Origin of the sequence: Paenibacillus turpanensis (genome assembly GCF_011421635.1) — a bacterium.
GTDB classification, from domain to species: domain Bacteria; phylum Bacillota; class Bacilli; order Paenibacillales; family YIM-B00363; genus Paenibacillus_AK; species Paenibacillus_AK turpanensis.
Window position 1 is genome coordinate 1 of sequence record NZ_WTLI01000026.1, and the last position, 15657, is coordinate 15657.

A 15657-nucleotide genomic window follows, 5' to 3' on the forward strand; every position below is an offset into this window, starting at 1 on the left:
GAGGACTCCAGTTTAATTAGGGGGCCTATGAGAACAATACAAGTAATTTGGATTATCGGACAGTCTCATAGACGAATGTCTCAATGTAACGACGGCAAACCGCCATCCCGAGCAAGTAACCCCGACCCGCCCAAGTATCATCGCACAAGCTAGTTACCTCAACCTCACCGTGAAACCGCCATCCCGAGCAAGTAACCCCGCCCCGCCCAAGTATCGTCGCACAAGCTAGTTACCTCAACCTCACCGTGAAAAACGCCATCCCGAGCATGTAACTTCGCCACACCCAAGGATCGTCGCACAAGCAAGTTACCTCAACATCACCGTGAAACCGCCATCCCGAGCTTGTAGCCCGGCCTCGTCCAAGTATCGCCCCTTGAGCGATTACTCTGCATATTCTGCACTCGTATGCACATCTAAGAATCCCAGAATCCCAATACAGCCCATGCTGCAACTAAGCAGGTCGCCTTTTCCGCTTGCCCGTGTGATAGGCTCTCTGATAGGATACTAGGATACAGGGGGAGAGAGTCAATGGAAAACGGTGTTTTTTTCGGCGAACGGCTGTTGGAATGGTATCGGGTTCATAAAAGGGATCTCCCATGGCGGAGAAGTAAAAATCCTTATTATATATGGGTTTCGGAAATTATGCTGCAGCAAACGCGTGTTGAAACAGTGAAGCCTTACTTCGAAAGGTTTATTTCGAAGTTTCCAACGGTTGAAGCGCTTGCGGATGCTCCGGAAGAGGAAGTGCTGAAAGCCTGGGAAGGACTCGGCTATTACTCCCGTGCCCGCAATTTGCAAACGGCCGTGCGCGAGGTGCGTGAAAAGTACGCCGGAGAGGTGCCGAACGAGCCGGAGCAGGTCGCGGCGCTGAAGGGCGTCGGGCCCTACACGGCGGGAGCGATCTTAAGCATCGCCTTCAACAAGCCGGAGCCGGCCGTGGACGGCAACGTGATGCGCGTGCTGTCGCGTTTTTTCTATATGGAGGATGACATTGCTAAGAGCTCTACTCGTGTGAAAATGGAAGGTATGATCCGCCAGCTGATTCCCGAGGGGACGGCGTCCGACTTTAATCAGGCACTGATGGAGCTTGGTGCGACGGTATGCACCCCGAAGACGCCGCACTGCCTGACCTGTCCGGTGATGGAGCGGTGCGCGGGACGGCTTGAGGGAGCGGAGATGCGGCTTCCGGTCAAGACGAAGGCCAAGCCTCCGAAGCCGGAGCAGCGCTTTGCGATCCTTGCGATGCGGGAGGATGGCGCAGTGCTCGTTCGCCAGCGGCCGGAAACTGGCCTGCTTGCCCGGATGTGGGAGCTGCCCCATTGGAAGGTAGGAGCGGCGGACGGCATCACGCAGGCGGGTACGCATGAGTATAATATGGTGCAGCTTCAGGAGGCGCTGGCTCAAGATGGAGGGCCGATGCTTGAGCCTGACGATTGGTTCCTCGATACGGAACACACCTTCAGCCATATTCATTGGGACATGCGAGTGTACCGGTTTACGGCAGAGGCAGGCGGTAACGCAAATCCAGGGAGCGAGCAAGCTGGGGGCGCCAGGCCGTCGGAACGTCCAGCCATGCTGGAGATGGCTGCCGCACGGGAAATAGTCGGCGCCGTGAATCATGGGCCGTCAGCCGAACCGGCCCTAAGGGACTCCGCCAACCCGGAGCAGTCCGGCTCGTACCGCTGGATTACCCAGTCCGAGATGAAGCAGCTCGCATTTCCAAACGTGTTTTTACGCATCCTTAAGCATGCCTTTGTGTAACGGACGCCAACGATCAAAATAGTCATCTAATGGATAGCCAGACGCAATGGAACCTGCTTCAGGTTTGAAAGGTTGCCACTATTAAGCTGTGGTAGTCTTGAAGGAAGCTAGTGTTGACGAAGAGGCGTTATTCAAAGTGATCCCCTATGAAGTAGGGTGTGGCGCTTGCCCTTCCTCGTAATAGCTTACTTTATTAGCGAGATAATTAACGTGATACAGCATAAGCTCCCTCGCAAATTCTCCGAGCGATAAAAAAACGGCCCTGCGTCTTTCGACGACAGGGCCATTTATTATGGCGAGATTACTTCGCTGCTTCGTAACGCTTGCCAACTTCGTTCCAGTTGATTACGTTGAAGAATGCTTGGATGTAATCCGGACGCTTGTTTTGGTACTTCAGGTAGTATGCATGCTCCCAAACATCGAGGCCAAGGATTGGCGTTTCGCCTTCCATGATCGGGCTGTCTTGGTTCGGAAGGCTGTATACTTTGAGCTTTCCGTCTTTGCTTACTGCAAGGAATGCCCAGCCGGAGCCGAAACGTGTCGTAGCCGCTTTCGCGAACTCTTCTTTAAACTTCTCGAAGCCGCCGAGTTCGCTGTTGATTGCGTCAGCCAGCGCGCCAGTAGGCTCGCCGCCAGCGTTCGGAGCGATTGTTTCCCAGAAGAGGGAGTGGTTTGCATGGCCGCCGCCGTTGTTGCGAACTGCCGTGCGGATATCTTCCGGAACTGCGTTCAGATCGGAGATCAGCGCTTCCAATGTTTTTTCGTGCAGCTCAGGGTACTTGTCAAGAGCAGCGTTCAGGTTCGTAACATAAGCGTTATGGTGGCGATCGTGGTGGATCATCATTGTTGTTTCATCGATGTGCGGTTCCAATGCATTGTTCGCGTAAGGCAGTGGCGGTAATTGATGTGCCATGAATAAAACCTCCTAAAAATATGTAATTGACAATGTATATTATGATCGATTAAAGATAATAAATCAACATTTATGTATGTTAAGTATTGTTAAGCCCACCCCGATTCTTGATTTCATCAATGATCTGATGGTGGAGCGATACGCCCTGGCTGTTCAGCCAAGGGGAAAGCTGGCTAAATGCTTCATGCTGTTCTGCTAATTCTTCTTTCGACCATTGCTCCAGCAAGACATCTTGGAGGTCCTGCATCGTCCGGATTTGATTCATTCAAAGCGCGTCCTTTCCTGCTTATTCAATTCAAGCCTGTACTAGTGTATCAATTCGGAAGGAAAGTATGCAGCTGGAAATTCAACCTACGTAAGAATATTGTAAACGCTTAATATTAAGCGCTTTCACGAGAAATATTAAAAAAATGTTTATTTTATTCATGGTTTTCTCATAATAGTGCAGGAAAATCCGATTTTTTGTCGTAATTTTAACATTCTAAGGTTTCGTCTTGAATCTTTAAGATATCACTGCGGGGAGAGTGTAGCATGTATATACGTTCGTTCCAATTGTCGGATTCCGCTCCGGTTACTGAACTGCTTCGGGAGGTACTCACGGAGGAGTGCTGCCAAGAAACGATGGCTGCGCTGACCAGACAATTATCGTGGGACAGCGAATTGGTTGTTGTTGCCGTTGAGGACGAGTTGCCGGTAGGAATTATTATCGGAACGATTGAAGAAGGGGACGGGTATTTTTACCGTATTGCCGTACATACCGATTATCAACGCAGGGGAATCGGACGTTCACTTGCGAAAGCGCTGCAGGCTCGCTTTGAACAGCGTAAAGTAAAGAGCGTGAAAGTAACCGCTGACGAACATAATGAGCCAATTCTGCCGCTGTATGCTGCAGTTGGTGTCGCCGTAGGTTGATATATAAGATAAAAACCAATAAGATATAGGAAAAGCGTATCTTTTCACTTCTCTGAATGTAGGGAAAAGATATGCTTTTCTGCTATGTGGAGCTGGTTTTGATGAAATATCAAATAAAAAGTTTTAAGCACGACGGACATCTTCATCGCGTGTGGCTGGAGAACTGGAAGGTGCCCGATGAGCACTTGCGGGACATCCATATTGACGAGCGGATGTATGTGTTTGTGAACAGCCAAACTAAGATCCGTGAAGCCGACGGAAAAGAATGGGTCAGCCGAATTCCGGGTGTTTCTTTTTTTCTGCCGGAGCGTTGGTTTAATGTGGTCGCACTGATTGAGGACCATGGTGTCCGATATTACTGCAACCTTGCTTCACCGCCTTTGCAATATGGAAACGTGTTGACGTATATCGATTATGATTTGGATGTGATTAAGCTTCCGAATGGTACCGTCCAAATTGTCGATGAAGAGGAATACCAGCGCCATAAAAAACTGTACCACTATCCGCTCTCTGTTGAGGAAAAGGTGAACTGCGGTCTGCAGGAGCTGTTAGACCGGATTCGAATCGGAAGCTCTCCTTTTGACGACGGGATTGTGTATGAATACTACAGCCTTTGGAAAAACGCCGCGAAAGAGGACGGAGGCGGAAAATGACGCCGGAACACATCCGTGCCGCCGCCGCTGAGGTGCGCGCATGGCTGAAGACGCTGCTGATTACCTTTGCGGTGATCTGGCTGATTCAGCGGTTTTTCTTTAACCTATCGATCGTGCAGGGGGCTTCGATGCAGCCGACACTGATTGAGAGTGAATGGCTGTTCGTTAATAAGTTCATTTATTTACTTCACGAACCAAATCGCGGTGAAATTGTAGTTTTAAACGACCCGACTCTGCAAGGAGGGGCACGGGGCGAACGGATCTTCTTAGTGAAGCGTGTTATTGCGGTTGCGGGAGATACGGTTGAAATACGTGAGGGAAAGCTCTACCTGAACGGGAAGCCGCAGGTGGAGGGCTATACGGATAGCGATATTCAGGACGGTGATTTTGGTCCGTTTCGTGTGAACGAGGGCTACGTTTTTGTGATGGGGGATAACCGCCATTCCGGCAAAAGCGAAGACAGCCGTGTTTTCGGGCAAGTGCCCTTGGAAGCGGTTCAAGGCAAAGCACAGTGGGCATTATGGCCCTTTTCTAAAGCGGGAGCGCTGTAGTTGATCATGAGACCGCTACTTCACCTTTTAGTCGCAACGAACGTAGATCAATGACTTCTTGAAAGGCATGGGGTGATCTTCTAATGGAAGGAGCACGGCCGTCAAGCCGTTGGGAGCAATTAAAGGAAGAGATTCGTGACGCGGCCCCGAGCTTAGGCATCGACAAGATCGGCTTTACGACGGCAGATCCCTTTTCGGAGCTGAGACAGGTACTCGAGCGGCATCGCGAGCAGGGCTTTGAATCAGGCTTCGAAGAGCCGGATTTAGACAAACGGGTCGATCCTTCGCTTAGCATGGCGGAGCCGCAGTCGATTATTTCCATTGCCATTGCCTACCCTTCCAAGCTGCAAAACCCTCCGAAGTCGGAGCCCGGCGCGTTCCGGGGCATGATTTCCCGTTCCGCATGGGGAACGGATTACCACACGGTGCTGCGCGACCGGCTGCAAAAGCTCGACCGTTTTGTTAAGGAGCGTGTACCCGAGGCACGAACAGAGATTATGGTAGACACCGGAGCGCTCGTAGATCGGGCGGTGGCGCAGCGCGCGGGCATCGGCTGGTCCGGTAAAAACTGCGCAGTCATTACGCCGGAATGGGGCTCCTACGTCTACCTCGGCGAAATGATTACGAATCTACCGTTCCCGCCGGATGAGCCGATTACGGATCAATGCGGGGACTGTACGCTCTGTATAGACGCCTGCCCGACAGGGGCGCTGGTCGGACCGGGACAGCTGAATTCCAGCCGCTGCGTATCCTTTGTCACACAGACGAAGGGGCATGTGGAGGACGAGCTGAAGGAGAAGATCGGCAACCGGCTGTACGGCTGCGATACCTGCCAGGTGGTATGCCCGATCAACCGCAAAAAACACTGGTCGCATCAGCCGGAGCTGCAGCCGGACCCCGAGCTGGTTAAGCCGCTGCTTAAGCCGCTGCTTACGCTCTCTAACCGCGAGTTCAAGGAGCGGTACGGCCACACCGCAGCGGCCTGGAGAGGGAAAAAGCCCATCCAGCGAAATGCGATCCTGGCCCTTGGCAATTTTAAAGACCGAAGCGCAGTACCGCTGCTTGCTAAGCTGCTGGCGGAGGACGAGCGCGAGGTGATTCGCGGCTCGGCGGCTTGGGCCCTTGGCAAAATCGGCGGGGACGAGGCGGAAGCAGCTCTGAAGACGGCGCTTGAACAGGAGCAGGATTCGATCGTTCTCGAAGAGCTGAACAAAGCGCTCGCGGTGATCTCCTCCAGCATGCTACAATAACATTGGACGGTGCTTGGAGAGTTGAAAATTACAATAGGTGAGGCGCGCGAACATGAGATATTTACACATTGATAATGTCGAACCTGGGCAATATCTCGGCAAAACGATCTATTCCGCCAATGGAGCCGTCCTGCTCAATGAAGGTGTGCAGCTGACCGTATATATGATCAGCACACTTCGCCGTATTGGGGTTACCATGATTTACATCCGGGACAAGCTGCTGGAGGATGTTACAATCGAGAATGTTGTATCGGATGAAACCAAGCAGGCCGTTATGCGTAAGATGGGTGAAACCTTCGATACGGTGCTTTCGGGAAAAGAATTCAGCTCGAAGCAGCTGGGCTCGACGGTAGACAACTTGATCGAAGAAATTATGCGGAATCGGGATGTGCTGGTCCAGCTAACCGATATTATTTCGGAAGACAACGCGATGTATATCCATGCAGTTAACGTATGCATGATGTCTGTCATCGTTGGCCTGAACTTAAAATTTAACGCAAATCAGCTCAAGGAGCTTGCTCTGGGCGCTCTGCTTCATGATATAGGGAAAATTGGACTTGAAGAAGAGGACAAAGCGGATAAGCGGAAAATGCACACGTGGCGCGGTTTTGAGTACTTGAAGAATAAGCGTGAATACAGCCTGCTCATCGCTCACGTCGCTTTTCAGCATCATGAGCATGTCGACGGTTCGGGAACCCCGCGCAATCTGATCGGCGATCAGATTCACATCTATGCTAAGATCGTAGCGATCGCAAATTTATTCGATAATCTCGTATCCGGCACTGCCGGGCGAAAACGCATGCCGCCTCATGAAGCATGCGAATATATGATGTCTCTCTCCGGTACGGAGCTTGATCCAGCGGTTTTAGCCGAGTTTTTCCGGATCGTTTCGATTTATCCTACTGGGACTTCCGTGAAGCTTACGACGAAGGAAATCGGAGTTATAGTCGGACAGCATCGCGGGCTGCCGGGCCGGCCGATTGTCCGGGTCATCAAGTCGTCACCGGACGATGAAGTAGATATTAAGGAAGTGGACCTGGCGTTTCAAACGACAGTGTTTATCGATTCCATCGTTAATTAAGGCAGCTATTATACGTTAAGGAAGGCGGTCGCCCTATGGCATGGGACATTATTATCCCGATTGTTACGTTAATCGTTGGTTTAATTATTGGTTTTATCGCAGGGGTGTTTTATCTTCGTAAGCAGCTGGAGAAAATGCAGAGCAACCCGCAGATGCTTCAGGAAATGGCGAAGAAGATGGGCTACAACCTCAATGGCAAGCAAATGAATCAAATGCAGCAAATGATGCGTCAACAAAACCGTGGAGGACAAAGACGGAAATGAGCGGTGTAAAAGATTATAAAAACGAGCTGGCCGCCGCGAATCGCGAGCAGCTGGAATATCATGTGAAGGAAATACTGCGTCTAATCGGGGAGGATGTGGATCGTGAGGGTCTGCTCGACACTCCCGCCCGTGTTGTAAGGATGTACGAGGAGATTTTCTCCGGGTATTCCGTTGATCCGCGCGATGTGCTCGGCGTTACCTTTGACGAAAACCACGAAGAGCTGGTCATCATTAAGGATATCGTTTATTACAGCCAGTGCGAGCATCATATGGCGCCTTTTTATGGCAAGGTGCATATGGGGTATATCCCAAGCGGGAAAATCGCCGGATTGAGCAAATTCGCCCGTCTGGTGGACGCGGTAACGAAAAAGCTTCAGGTACAGGAACGGATTACGTCCGAGCTTGCGGATATCTTGGACGAGGTTTTAAAGCCGCATGGCGTTATGGTTGTCGTTGAAGGCGAGCATCTTTGCATGTGCTCCCGCGGCGTGAAGAAATACGGCAGCCGTACCTGCACATCGGCAGTACGGGGAATGTTCCGTACCGACGCGGCGCTTCGCTCGGAGTTTTTATCTTTAATCAAGGAATAACGATAGGTAAGCTCCATATACAGTAAAACCCGGGACAGGAGTCCCGGGTTTGTTGTGTTTTATGCGAAATTTGTCACTGCGCAGCGGTGAGCTGGCTCGGTGCAATTGTTTTTAGAAAGCCGAGAGTTCGGCTCAAATATTCTTTTTTGTCCTCGCGAAAGAGCAGCTCGTGCTTGGCATCTTCCAGCAGCCAGTAATCGGAATGCGGCACGTCCTTCTGATTGGCGGCCAGCGCTTGGGTGATCTCGTAAGGCGCTTTTTTGTCGTTCGTTCCGTGGATGAAAAAGATCGGAATGTCGTACGCAGTCGTCTGCACCTTTTCATAAGGCACCTCGCTCAAACGGACGCCGTTAACGATCGGAAAGAACAGGCGAAGCAGCGAGATTGTAGGCTCCTTCGGCAGTGATATATGCTGGGAGACGTTGTAGTACAGCGTCTCGGGGTCAAGCAAGAAGGCACTGTCCAGAATCATGCCGTCGATATCTTGATTTTCCAGAGCGGTTTGCAATGCAGTTCCGGCTCCCATGGAAAAGCCCCAAACATAAATTTGCTCGGCCCCTTTCTGCTTCACAAATTTGATGGCCCCGGCAAGCTGCTTCGATTCCTTAATGCCTCCTGTAGCGAGTCCCGGATCTTCCTTAGAAGCAAAGGCATAGTCGAACATCAGCACATTGTACGCGTTCCGGTGAAGGACGTCGGCAAGTTCGTACATCGGTACCCAATGCTCCTCGCGGTTCGCGCCATACCCATGGGAGAATATGACGGTACGCAGGGAGTTCTCGGCTGGAATGTACCAACCGGACAGCTTCTTGGATTGATCAGTACTCATGAAGGTAACATCTTCATAGGATGCACCGATGGCAGCCTGCGGGTTGGATTCCAAGGGAGCGACGGTAGGACGCGCCAGATACCAAGCGATATAGGCATGAACACTCATAAATACGGTGGTAGAAAGCAGCACTAGCATAAGAAGGGCGGAGAGGATCCAGCCTCTTTTGCGGGAGCGTGAACGCACCAATATGGTAGCGTTTTCAAAAGTGGGGGTTTGAACGACGGAAGCGGACGATGATGTTGGGTGCATTATTCATTCCTCCCTTAGCGAAGTAGTTCTTGTATGCTTACATCCCTCAGGCAAAAATGACCGTGGGTAATGTTTCTACCTCTATGGTATGCGGGAAAGGGGAATGAGTCAATGGGCCTAGCTTAACTGTAAAGCAACTGTAATGTTGTCGTAACATAGCGAGCAGTGTTATACTGGACGTAACCCTGTTTCACTATGTGAAACAAGAGAGGTGTTACCTATGGAAGATCAAAAGTTAACCGTTCGTGCGGTGGAGCGCGCTTTGGATGTGCTTCTTTGCTTTACGGATGGACGAATGCTCAGCCTTACGGAAATTGCCGGTAAAGCGGGGCTTCATAAGAGTACCGTTCTCCGTCTTCTCGCTTCACTGGAAAGCAAGGGGTTTGTCGTACGGGATACGGCTACGGATAAATACAGATTAGGCTTTCGGATTTGGGAGCTGGCGGCCTCTCTGTCGGGTGACGATGAGCCGGCGGTCCTGCTGCTTCCGGAGCTGGAGCGTCTCCGCGATCAAATCGGAGAAACGGTGAGTTTATATATTCGCGATGGGCTTGAGCGCGTACGCATTCAAGCGGTACAGAGCAATCAGGCGATCCGCAGAGTGGCGCCGGTTGGCGCAAGGCTGCCGATTTACGTCGGGGCCTCCAGTAAGATCCTGATAGCCTTTGAAGAAGAGGCCGTTCGCGAGCAGCTGCTTTCACAGCTGGAATGGCCGCCTTCTGTTGATGAGCTGCTGTTTCGCTCGCAGCTTGCGGAAATTCGCGGGCTTGGCTATGCGACAAGCGTGGAGGAACGCGAGCCGGGAGCGGCTGCGGTCGCTGCGCCGATTTTTAACCGTTCGCATAAGCTTGTTGCAGCCTTGGCGGTGTCCGGGCCATCCAACCGCCTGACCACAGACAAAATGCGGGAGCATGCGGATCTTATTATAAATGCAGCGAAGCGTATGGGCACGATGCTGAGATAGAGCAGTAGGCTTTTAGAGGTATAATGAAAAGGACGATCTCCGATAGAGGAGACCGTCCTTTTTGCGATGCATTTTACAAGAGAGAAGGGTTTAATAGAGAATAAAGAAAAATAGGGCAGCAAGCGCGAAACGATAGTATGCAAACCAAGAAAGCTTGAGCCGCTTGATCAGGTTCAGAAAGGTAACGATCGCAATCATGGCGACGACGAAGGATGCGCCGACTCCGGCCAGAAACATGCCAAGGTCATCCATAGACAAGTACTCACGGCTCTTGTAAAGATCGTAGCCGGAAGCCCCGAACATAATCGGCACCGATACGATGAATGTAAATTCAGCCGCAGCCTTTTGGCTCGTTCCGAGCAGCATACCGCCGGAAATCGTTGAGCCGGAGCGGGAGAAGCCCGGCCATAGGGCGAGAATTTGAAATAAACCGATACCGAATGCCTGCTTATACGAAATATCGTCCATCGTTTCCGCTGTAATGCGGCGATTGAGCTTTTCGGCGACAATCATGAGCACACCGCCAATGATCAAACTGTACAAGACGGGCGTTGGTCCGAACAGATCATCCTTAATCGCACGGTATAGCGTGAAGCCGACAAAGACGGCGGGAAACAGCGCCAGGAACACATGGATGACGTTGATGCCCGGACGCTTGTGAAAGCCGGGAGTCAGGTTCAGGAACCCTAAAAAACGGCGCCAGTACAGCACGAGAACGGCGAGAATCGCCCCTAGTTGGACGACAATCTTAAAGGTCGAGGCACGCTCCCCTTCAAAGTTCAGCAGATGACCGGCCAAGATCATATGCCCTGTAGAGGAAATCGGCAAAAACTCGGTCAAGCCCTCGATAATCCCCAGGATTACCGCATTCATAATGTCATTCATTCGTTCCACTCCCTGTTCTTAATCTTTTTCTATATAGTATGGTTGGTGAAATCTAGGAAAAGGTAGACTCGCAAATCTATTATGAGAATTTGTTTCGAGAAAGCCCACGCCTACTATTCGACGAATTAGGTAAAATTTCCTTTTTTTTCTGCATGTTAAGTATTTATAGAGTCTCTGTTGGCCTTGTTCGTAAACCTGTACAATCATATTACAGTGAACACTCGCGGTAAAATGGATAAGATGGAGGGTAAAGTGAAAAGCGATATACGTTATAGGGTGGAAGAGTACGGAGCCCAACGAAAATCAAAGCAGCAATCACGGGAGCTGGTCGGGGCCTTTATTGATCGTTTTGTCGACACAGAGTCCCGTTATTACAAGAATGTTTACTCAAGGGATCCGTTCCATGCTTTTTTATGGGACTGTTTAGTTGATGAAAGATGGAGATGGCTTGCCGAAGAACAGGCGCTGATAATGCTCCGGCAATTGCCTAAGGTTTATTTCTTCTGGGAGAGAGCGGCCAGCAGCATTCTTTACCTGGATGAGGATGATTTTGTTTACGAGGACTATATGGATAACCTGGAGAACTATCTTAAGGACCTGCCGAAGGATTTATATATCGTAGATCATACCTTCACCTTTGCCGCTGCAAGATCTCATGAATATATGGAATTCGGCGAGAACTGGATTATCGTTGATTTGAGATAGAAAAAGCCCGGATCGTATACCGACCCGGGCTTCTTGCTGCTTTTATAGATTACTTCGCTTCCGCGAGGATTTGGCGAAGAACCGTTTGAAGGATACCGCCGTTGTGGTAGTAGTCCACGTCTACCATGCTGTCCAGACGAACGATCGCTTCGAAATTGAAGCTCGTGCCGTCTTCGCGTGTAGCTGTTACTGTAACAGCTTGGCCCGGTTGAACATCGTTGGAAAGACCTGCGATGTCGAACGTTTCACGGCCGGTGATGCCAAGCGTCTTCCAGGATACGCCTTCCTTGAACTGCAGCGGCAGAACGCCCATGCCGACAAGGTTAGAGCGGTGAATACGTTCGAACGATTCCGCGATAACTGCTTTTACGCCGAGAAGGAATGTACCTTTCGCCGCCCAGTCACGGGAGGAGCCGGTGCCGTATTCTTTACCTGCGATAACGACAAGGTTCGTACCGTTATCTTGGTACTGCATGGATGCGTCATAGATGGACATTACTTCGTCCGTAGGCAGGTAAGTCGTTACGCCGCCCTCAGTTCCCGGAGCAACCGCGTTGCGGATACGGATGTTTGCAAACGTACCGCGCATCATTACTTCGTGGTTACCACGACGGGAGCCGTAGGAGTTGAAGTCTTCCTTCTGTACGCCATTGTCAGTCAAATATTTACCCGCAGGGCTGTCGACCTTGATGTTACCTGCTGGGGAAATGTGGTCCGTTGTAACCGAGTCGCCCATCAACGCAAGCACCTTCGCGCCGCGGATGTCAGCGATATCGTTCAGAGCGCCTTCCAGGCCTTCGAAGAACGGAGGCTCTTGGATGTACGTCGAGTTTTTGTCGAACTCGTACAGCTCGCCTTCCGGAATTTCGATTTCGTTCCAGCGCTGGTTAGCGCGGAATACATCCTTGTACTTCTCGCGGTATACTTCAGGGCTCATCGCGTTGTTGATCGCGTCCTGAACCTCTTTCGCGGAAGGCCAGATGTCCTTCAGGAATACCGGCTGGCCGTTCTTGTCTGTGCCAAGCGGCTCGGTAGTCAGGTCGATGTCGACCGTACCCGCAAGCGCGTAAGCCACAACAAGCGGAGGCGAAGCCAAGAAGTTCGCTTTTACTTGCGCGTGAACGCGGCCTTCAAAGTTACGGTTACCGGAAAGTACGGAAGCAACCGTCAGGTCGTTGTCCGCGATCGCCTTGCTTACTTCGTCCGGAAGCGGACCGGAGTTACCGATACAAGTTGCACAGCCGTAGCCTGCAACGTGGAAGCCAAGCGCTTCAAGCGCGTCGATGCAGCCTGCTTTTTCCAGGTAATCGGTAACCACGAGCGAGCCCGGAGTCAGGGAGCTCTTCACGTAGCCCGGCTTCGTCAAGCCGCGCTCAACGGCTTTCTTCGCCAGAAGACCCGCGCCAAGCATAACGCTCGGGTTCGAGGTGTTCGTACAGGAAGTAATCGCCGCAATGACAACCGCGCCGTTTTTCAGCTTGGAAGTTTCGCCGCTTGGATGCTGCACATCAACAGCCTCTTGCAGCTTCTCCTCGGACAAGCCGTAGCCGCCCTTGTCAATCGGCATGCGAACGATGTTGTTGTAGGTTTCCTTCATTGCAGTCAGCTCGATGCGGTCCTGCGGACGCTTCGGACCTGCAAGGGAAGGAACAACGGAGCCGAGATCAAGCTCGATCGTATCGGTGAACACCGGATCCGGCGTTGCATCGGTACGGAACATGTTTTGCGCTTTGTAGTACTCTTCAACCAGCGCGATTTGCTCTTCCGAACGGCCTGTGCCGCGGAGGTAGTTCAAGGTTTCCGCATCAACCGGGAAGAAGCCGATGGTTGCGCCGTATTCCGGTGCCATGTTGGCTACGGTCGCACGGTCAGCCAGGGAGATGTTGCTCAGGCCGGAGCCGTAGAACTCAACGAACTTGCCGACAACGCCCTTCTTACGAAGCATTTGCGTTACAGTCAGCGCAAGGTCAGTTGCTGTTGCGCCTTCAGGCAGTGTGCCTGTCAGCTTGAAGCCGATAACTTCCGGCATTACGAAGTAAAGCGGCTGACCGAGCATGCAAGCCTCTGCTTCGATACCGCCGACACCCCAGCCTACAACGCCAAGACCGTTGATCATCGTTGTATGGGAGTCCGTACCTACGAGCGAGTCAGGGTAAACGACAGTTTCGCCGTCAACCGTCTTCGTAGCTGCAACGGATGCCAGATACTCCAGGTTAACCTGGTGAACGATACCGGTAGCCGGTGGAACCGCACGGAAGTTGTCGAATGCCGTTTGCGCCCAGCGCAGGAAGCGGTAACGCTCTTCGTTGCGTTGGAATTCAAGATTCATATTGGTTTCAAGCGCGTCCTTGGTGCCGAACGCGTCTACCATGACAGAGTGGTCGATTACGAGGTCAACCGGTACAAGCGGGTTGATCCGCTTCGGATCTCCGCCGGCACGCTTCGTGGTTGCGCGCATTGCGGCCAAGTCAACAACAACCGGTACGCCGGTGAAATCCTGCAAAACGATACGTGCAGGGATTAAAGGCACTTCTTTGTCTTCGCGAACGTTCGCCCAAGCAGCAATTTGCTTAACGTGTTCTTCAGTGATTGCGCGTCCGTCGAACTGGCGGACAGCCGCTTCCAGCAATACCTTGATGGAGAACGGGAGCTTCGAAATCGCGCCAACTCCTTCTTGCTCAAGGGCTGGCAGGCTGTAATACGCATACTCGCGGCCCGCAGCGTTCAGCTTGAAGCGTACGGACGAGTAACGGTTGTTCGTTGCCATGAATAAACACCTCATCCCATTTATTTGTTTCATCTGATGAAACTCAATTTCATAATTCCCTCGTACATAAGTATATCGTTTTTCATGTATTCCGTAAAGACTTTTTGCCCTTGAAAACGTATCGAATTTACTATGCGTTTCCCGCGGTGAACGTATACCGGAGTCATAGTTGGCGCGGATTGTTACATGTTTTGGCGATTGCTTTCATATATTTGGATACAGTGCTTGAACGGGGGGGAGCTTGATGAGCGCAAGCTGGAAGCAAGTGCTTTACGAATATGTCCGCTACGCCAATCAACGCGATATGGAATATCAGATGGACGGCGCGAGCTCTTTTGTCAAAGATGAAGCGTTTTTGGATTTTCAGCGCCGCCGATTGTCGCGCATACGCGACTGGCATGAAGAACGCGGAACGAAGCCGCTGGAGCATGAAACGAAGCTGAAGCTGCTAGGGGTAAAGGAACGTGAAACCTCTGTAATCGCGGAGATTGAAATGGCCTGCAAGCAGCAGTATCGGACGGCTGGCCAGACGCAGACCGCTTTTATGAAGGAAAGAGAGCGCGTAACGCTCGCCTCGCGGAACGGAATCCTCTGGTATATCGAAAGGGTGGAGCCGATCATTCAGGAACGGGCGCAAGCTGCAAAAGCCAGTGTATCGCAGCGGATTCCGTCTTCCCACGATTCTTTAAGCGCAAAGCCGCCCAAAATCGGCTCGACGCCGTTACTCAATCGGGCGGCGGTACCCGGAGGAGCATCGGAAGTACGCAAGACACGTTACAACCGGGAGGCGGCCGTTCACTATGCGGATACCCACTGGGACAATCCTAGCCCGGATTATATTCATTTTGATGTGGACTGTACGAATTACGTCTCTCAATGTCTCTTTGCAGGGTCAGCACCGATGAACTATACTGGGAGAAGAGAATCGGGCTGGTGGTATAAAGGCGGCCGGCCGGGCTCCGAGCAGTGGAGCTTTTCTTGGTCCGTAGCCCACAGCTTGCGCTGGTATTTAGCAACAAGCTCAACCCATCTGCGCGCGGAAGAGGTGCAGGAACCGCAGCAGTTAAAGCTTGGTGATGTGATCGTATACGACTTCGACGGAGACGATCAGTTTCAGCACAGCACGATAGTTACGGCCTTTGACGGCAACGGAATGCCGCTGGTTAATGCGCATACGTCAAACAGCAGGCACCGTTACTGGGATTACAAGGATTCTTACGCTTGGAGCGATACGATTCGCTATAAATTTTTTCATATTCTTGACGATTTCTAAGGGGGTTC

The 15657-nt window shown here is 51.6% G+C and carries 16 protein-coding genes; 11 read left to right on the plus strand and 5 right to left on the minus strand.

Annotated elements, in window-relative coordinates:
- Positions 1-528 precede the first annotated feature (528 nt).
- Entirely contained in the window at positions 529-1761 is a 1233-nt protein-coding gene (gene mutY / locus GQS10_RS19945) for an A/G-specific adenine glycosylase (protein WP_166245538.1), read from the plus strand.
- A 301-nt stretch (positions 1762-2062) separates the two neighbouring features.
- Here the strand turns inward: mutY and GQS10_RS19950 are convergent, their stop codons facing one another.
- On the minus strand, positions 2063-2674 hold the full coding sequence (locus GQS10_RS19950) for a superoxide dismutase (protein ID WP_166245540.1): 612 nt from the start codon (positions 2672-2674) through the stop codon (positions 2063-2065).
- A 79-nt stretch (positions 2675-2753) separates the two neighbouring features.
- Positions 2754-2939, minus strand: coding sequence for a hypothetical protein (locus GQS10_RS19955; RefSeq protein WP_166245542.1), 186 nt, complete (start codon positions 2937-2939; stop codon positions 2754-2756).
- A 266-nt stretch (positions 2940-3205) separates the two neighbouring features.
- Here GQS10_RS19955 and GQS10_RS19960 point away from each other — a divergent pair, with 266 nt between their 5' ends.
- The 7 genes from GQS10_RS19960 to folE all read left to right on the plus strand — a co-directional run bounded on the left by GQS10_RS19960 (position 3206) and on the right by folE (position 7974).
- Complete coding sequence (locus GQS10_RS19960; RefSeq protein WP_166245544.1) at positions 3206-3586, plus strand: GNAT family N-acetyltransferase; 381 nt, start codon at positions 3206-3208, stop codon at positions 3584-3586.
- Positions 3587-3687: 101 nt separating this feature from the next.
- Complete coding sequence (locus tag GQS10_RS19965) at positions 3688-4239, plus strand: DUF402 domain-containing protein (protein WP_166245546.1); 552 nt, start codon at positions 3688-3690, stop codon at positions 4237-4239.
- Entirely contained in the window at positions 4236-4790 is a 555-nt protein-coding gene (gene lepB / locus GQS10_RS19970; RefSeq protein WP_166245548.1) for a signal peptidase I, read from the plus strand. The genes GQS10_RS19965 and lepB overlap by 4 nt, the downstream gene beginning before the upstream one ends.
- A gap of 83 nt (positions 4791-4873) precedes the next feature.
- On the plus strand, positions 4874-6040 hold the full coding sequence (queG, locus tag GQS10_RS19975; RefSeq protein WP_166245550.1) for a tRNA epoxyqueuosine(34) reductase QueG: 1167 nt from the start codon (positions 4874-4876) through the stop codon (positions 6038-6040).
- 52 nt (positions 6041-6092) lie between these two features.
- Positions 6093-7121 (plus strand): HD-GYP domain-containing protein, encoded by a 1029-nt coding sequence (locus GQS10_RS19980; protein WP_166245552.1) that lies wholly within the window; start codon positions 6093-6095, stop codon positions 7119-7121.
- A gap of 35 nt (positions 7122-7156) precedes the next feature.
- The gene (locus tag GQS10_RS19985) at positions 7157-7384 is read left to right on the plus strand and encodes a YneF family protein (protein ID WP_166245555.1); all 228 of its coding nucleotides are present in this window, start codon (positions 7157-7159) and stop codon (positions 7382-7384) included.
- Positions 7381-7974 carry a GTP cyclohydrolase I FolE gene (folE, locus tag GQS10_RS19990; protein WP_166245557.1) on the plus strand — a complete coding sequence of 198 codons (594 nt, stop codon included), beginning with the start codon at positions 7381-7383 and terminating at the stop codon, positions 7972-7974. Before GQS10_RS19985 ends, folE begins: the two co-directional genes overlap by 4 nt.
- Positions 7975-8047: 73 nt before the next feature.
- On the opposite strand, the gene GQS10_RS19995 is transcribed toward folE, so the two are convergent.
- On the minus strand, positions 8048-9055 hold the full coding sequence (locus tag GQS10_RS19995; protein ID WP_166245559.1) for an alpha/beta hydrolase: 1008 nt from the start codon (positions 9053-9055) through the stop codon (positions 8048-8050).
- A gap of 220 nt (positions 9056-9275) precedes the next feature.
- Between GQS10_RS19995 and GQS10_RS20000 the strand changes: the two genes are divergently transcribed.
- A complete protein-coding gene (locus GQS10_RS20000) occupies positions 9276-10019 on the plus strand; it encodes an IclR family transcriptional regulator (RefSeq protein WP_166245561.1) in 744 nt (247 codons plus the stop codon).
- A gap of 90 nt (positions 10020-10109) precedes the next feature.
- On the opposite strand, the gene GQS10_RS20005 is transcribed toward GQS10_RS20000, so the two are convergent.
- Positions 10110-10904 (minus strand): undecaprenyl-diphosphate phosphatase, encoded by a 795-nt coding sequence (locus tag GQS10_RS20005; protein ID WP_166245563.1) that lies wholly within the window; start codon positions 10902-10904, stop codon positions 10110-10112.
- Positions 10905-11081: 177 nt separating this feature from the next.
- On the opposite strand from GQS10_RS20005, the gene GQS10_RS20010 reads away from it, so the two are divergent.
- Positions 11082-11609, plus strand: a complete 528-nt coding sequence (locus GQS10_RS20010) for a hypothetical protein (RefSeq protein ID WP_166245565.1) — start codon at positions 11082-11084, stop codon at positions 11607-11609.
- 49 nt (positions 11610-11658) lie between these two features.
- Here GQS10_RS20010 and acnA read toward each other — a convergent pair whose 3' ends face one another.
- A complete protein-coding gene (acnA, locus tag GQS10_RS20015) occupies positions 11659-14376 on the minus strand; it encodes an aconitate hydratase AcnA (RefSeq protein WP_166245566.1) in 2718 nt (905 codons plus the stop codon).
- Positions 14377-14620: 244 nt separating this feature from the next.
- On the opposite strand from acnA, the gene GQS10_RS20020 reads away from it, so the two are divergent.
- Positions 14621-15649, plus strand: coding sequence for an amidase domain-containing protein (locus GQS10_RS20020; protein WP_166245568.1), 1029 nt, complete (start codon positions 14621-14623; stop codon positions 15647-15649).
- Positions 15650-15657: the final 8 nt, after the last annotated feature.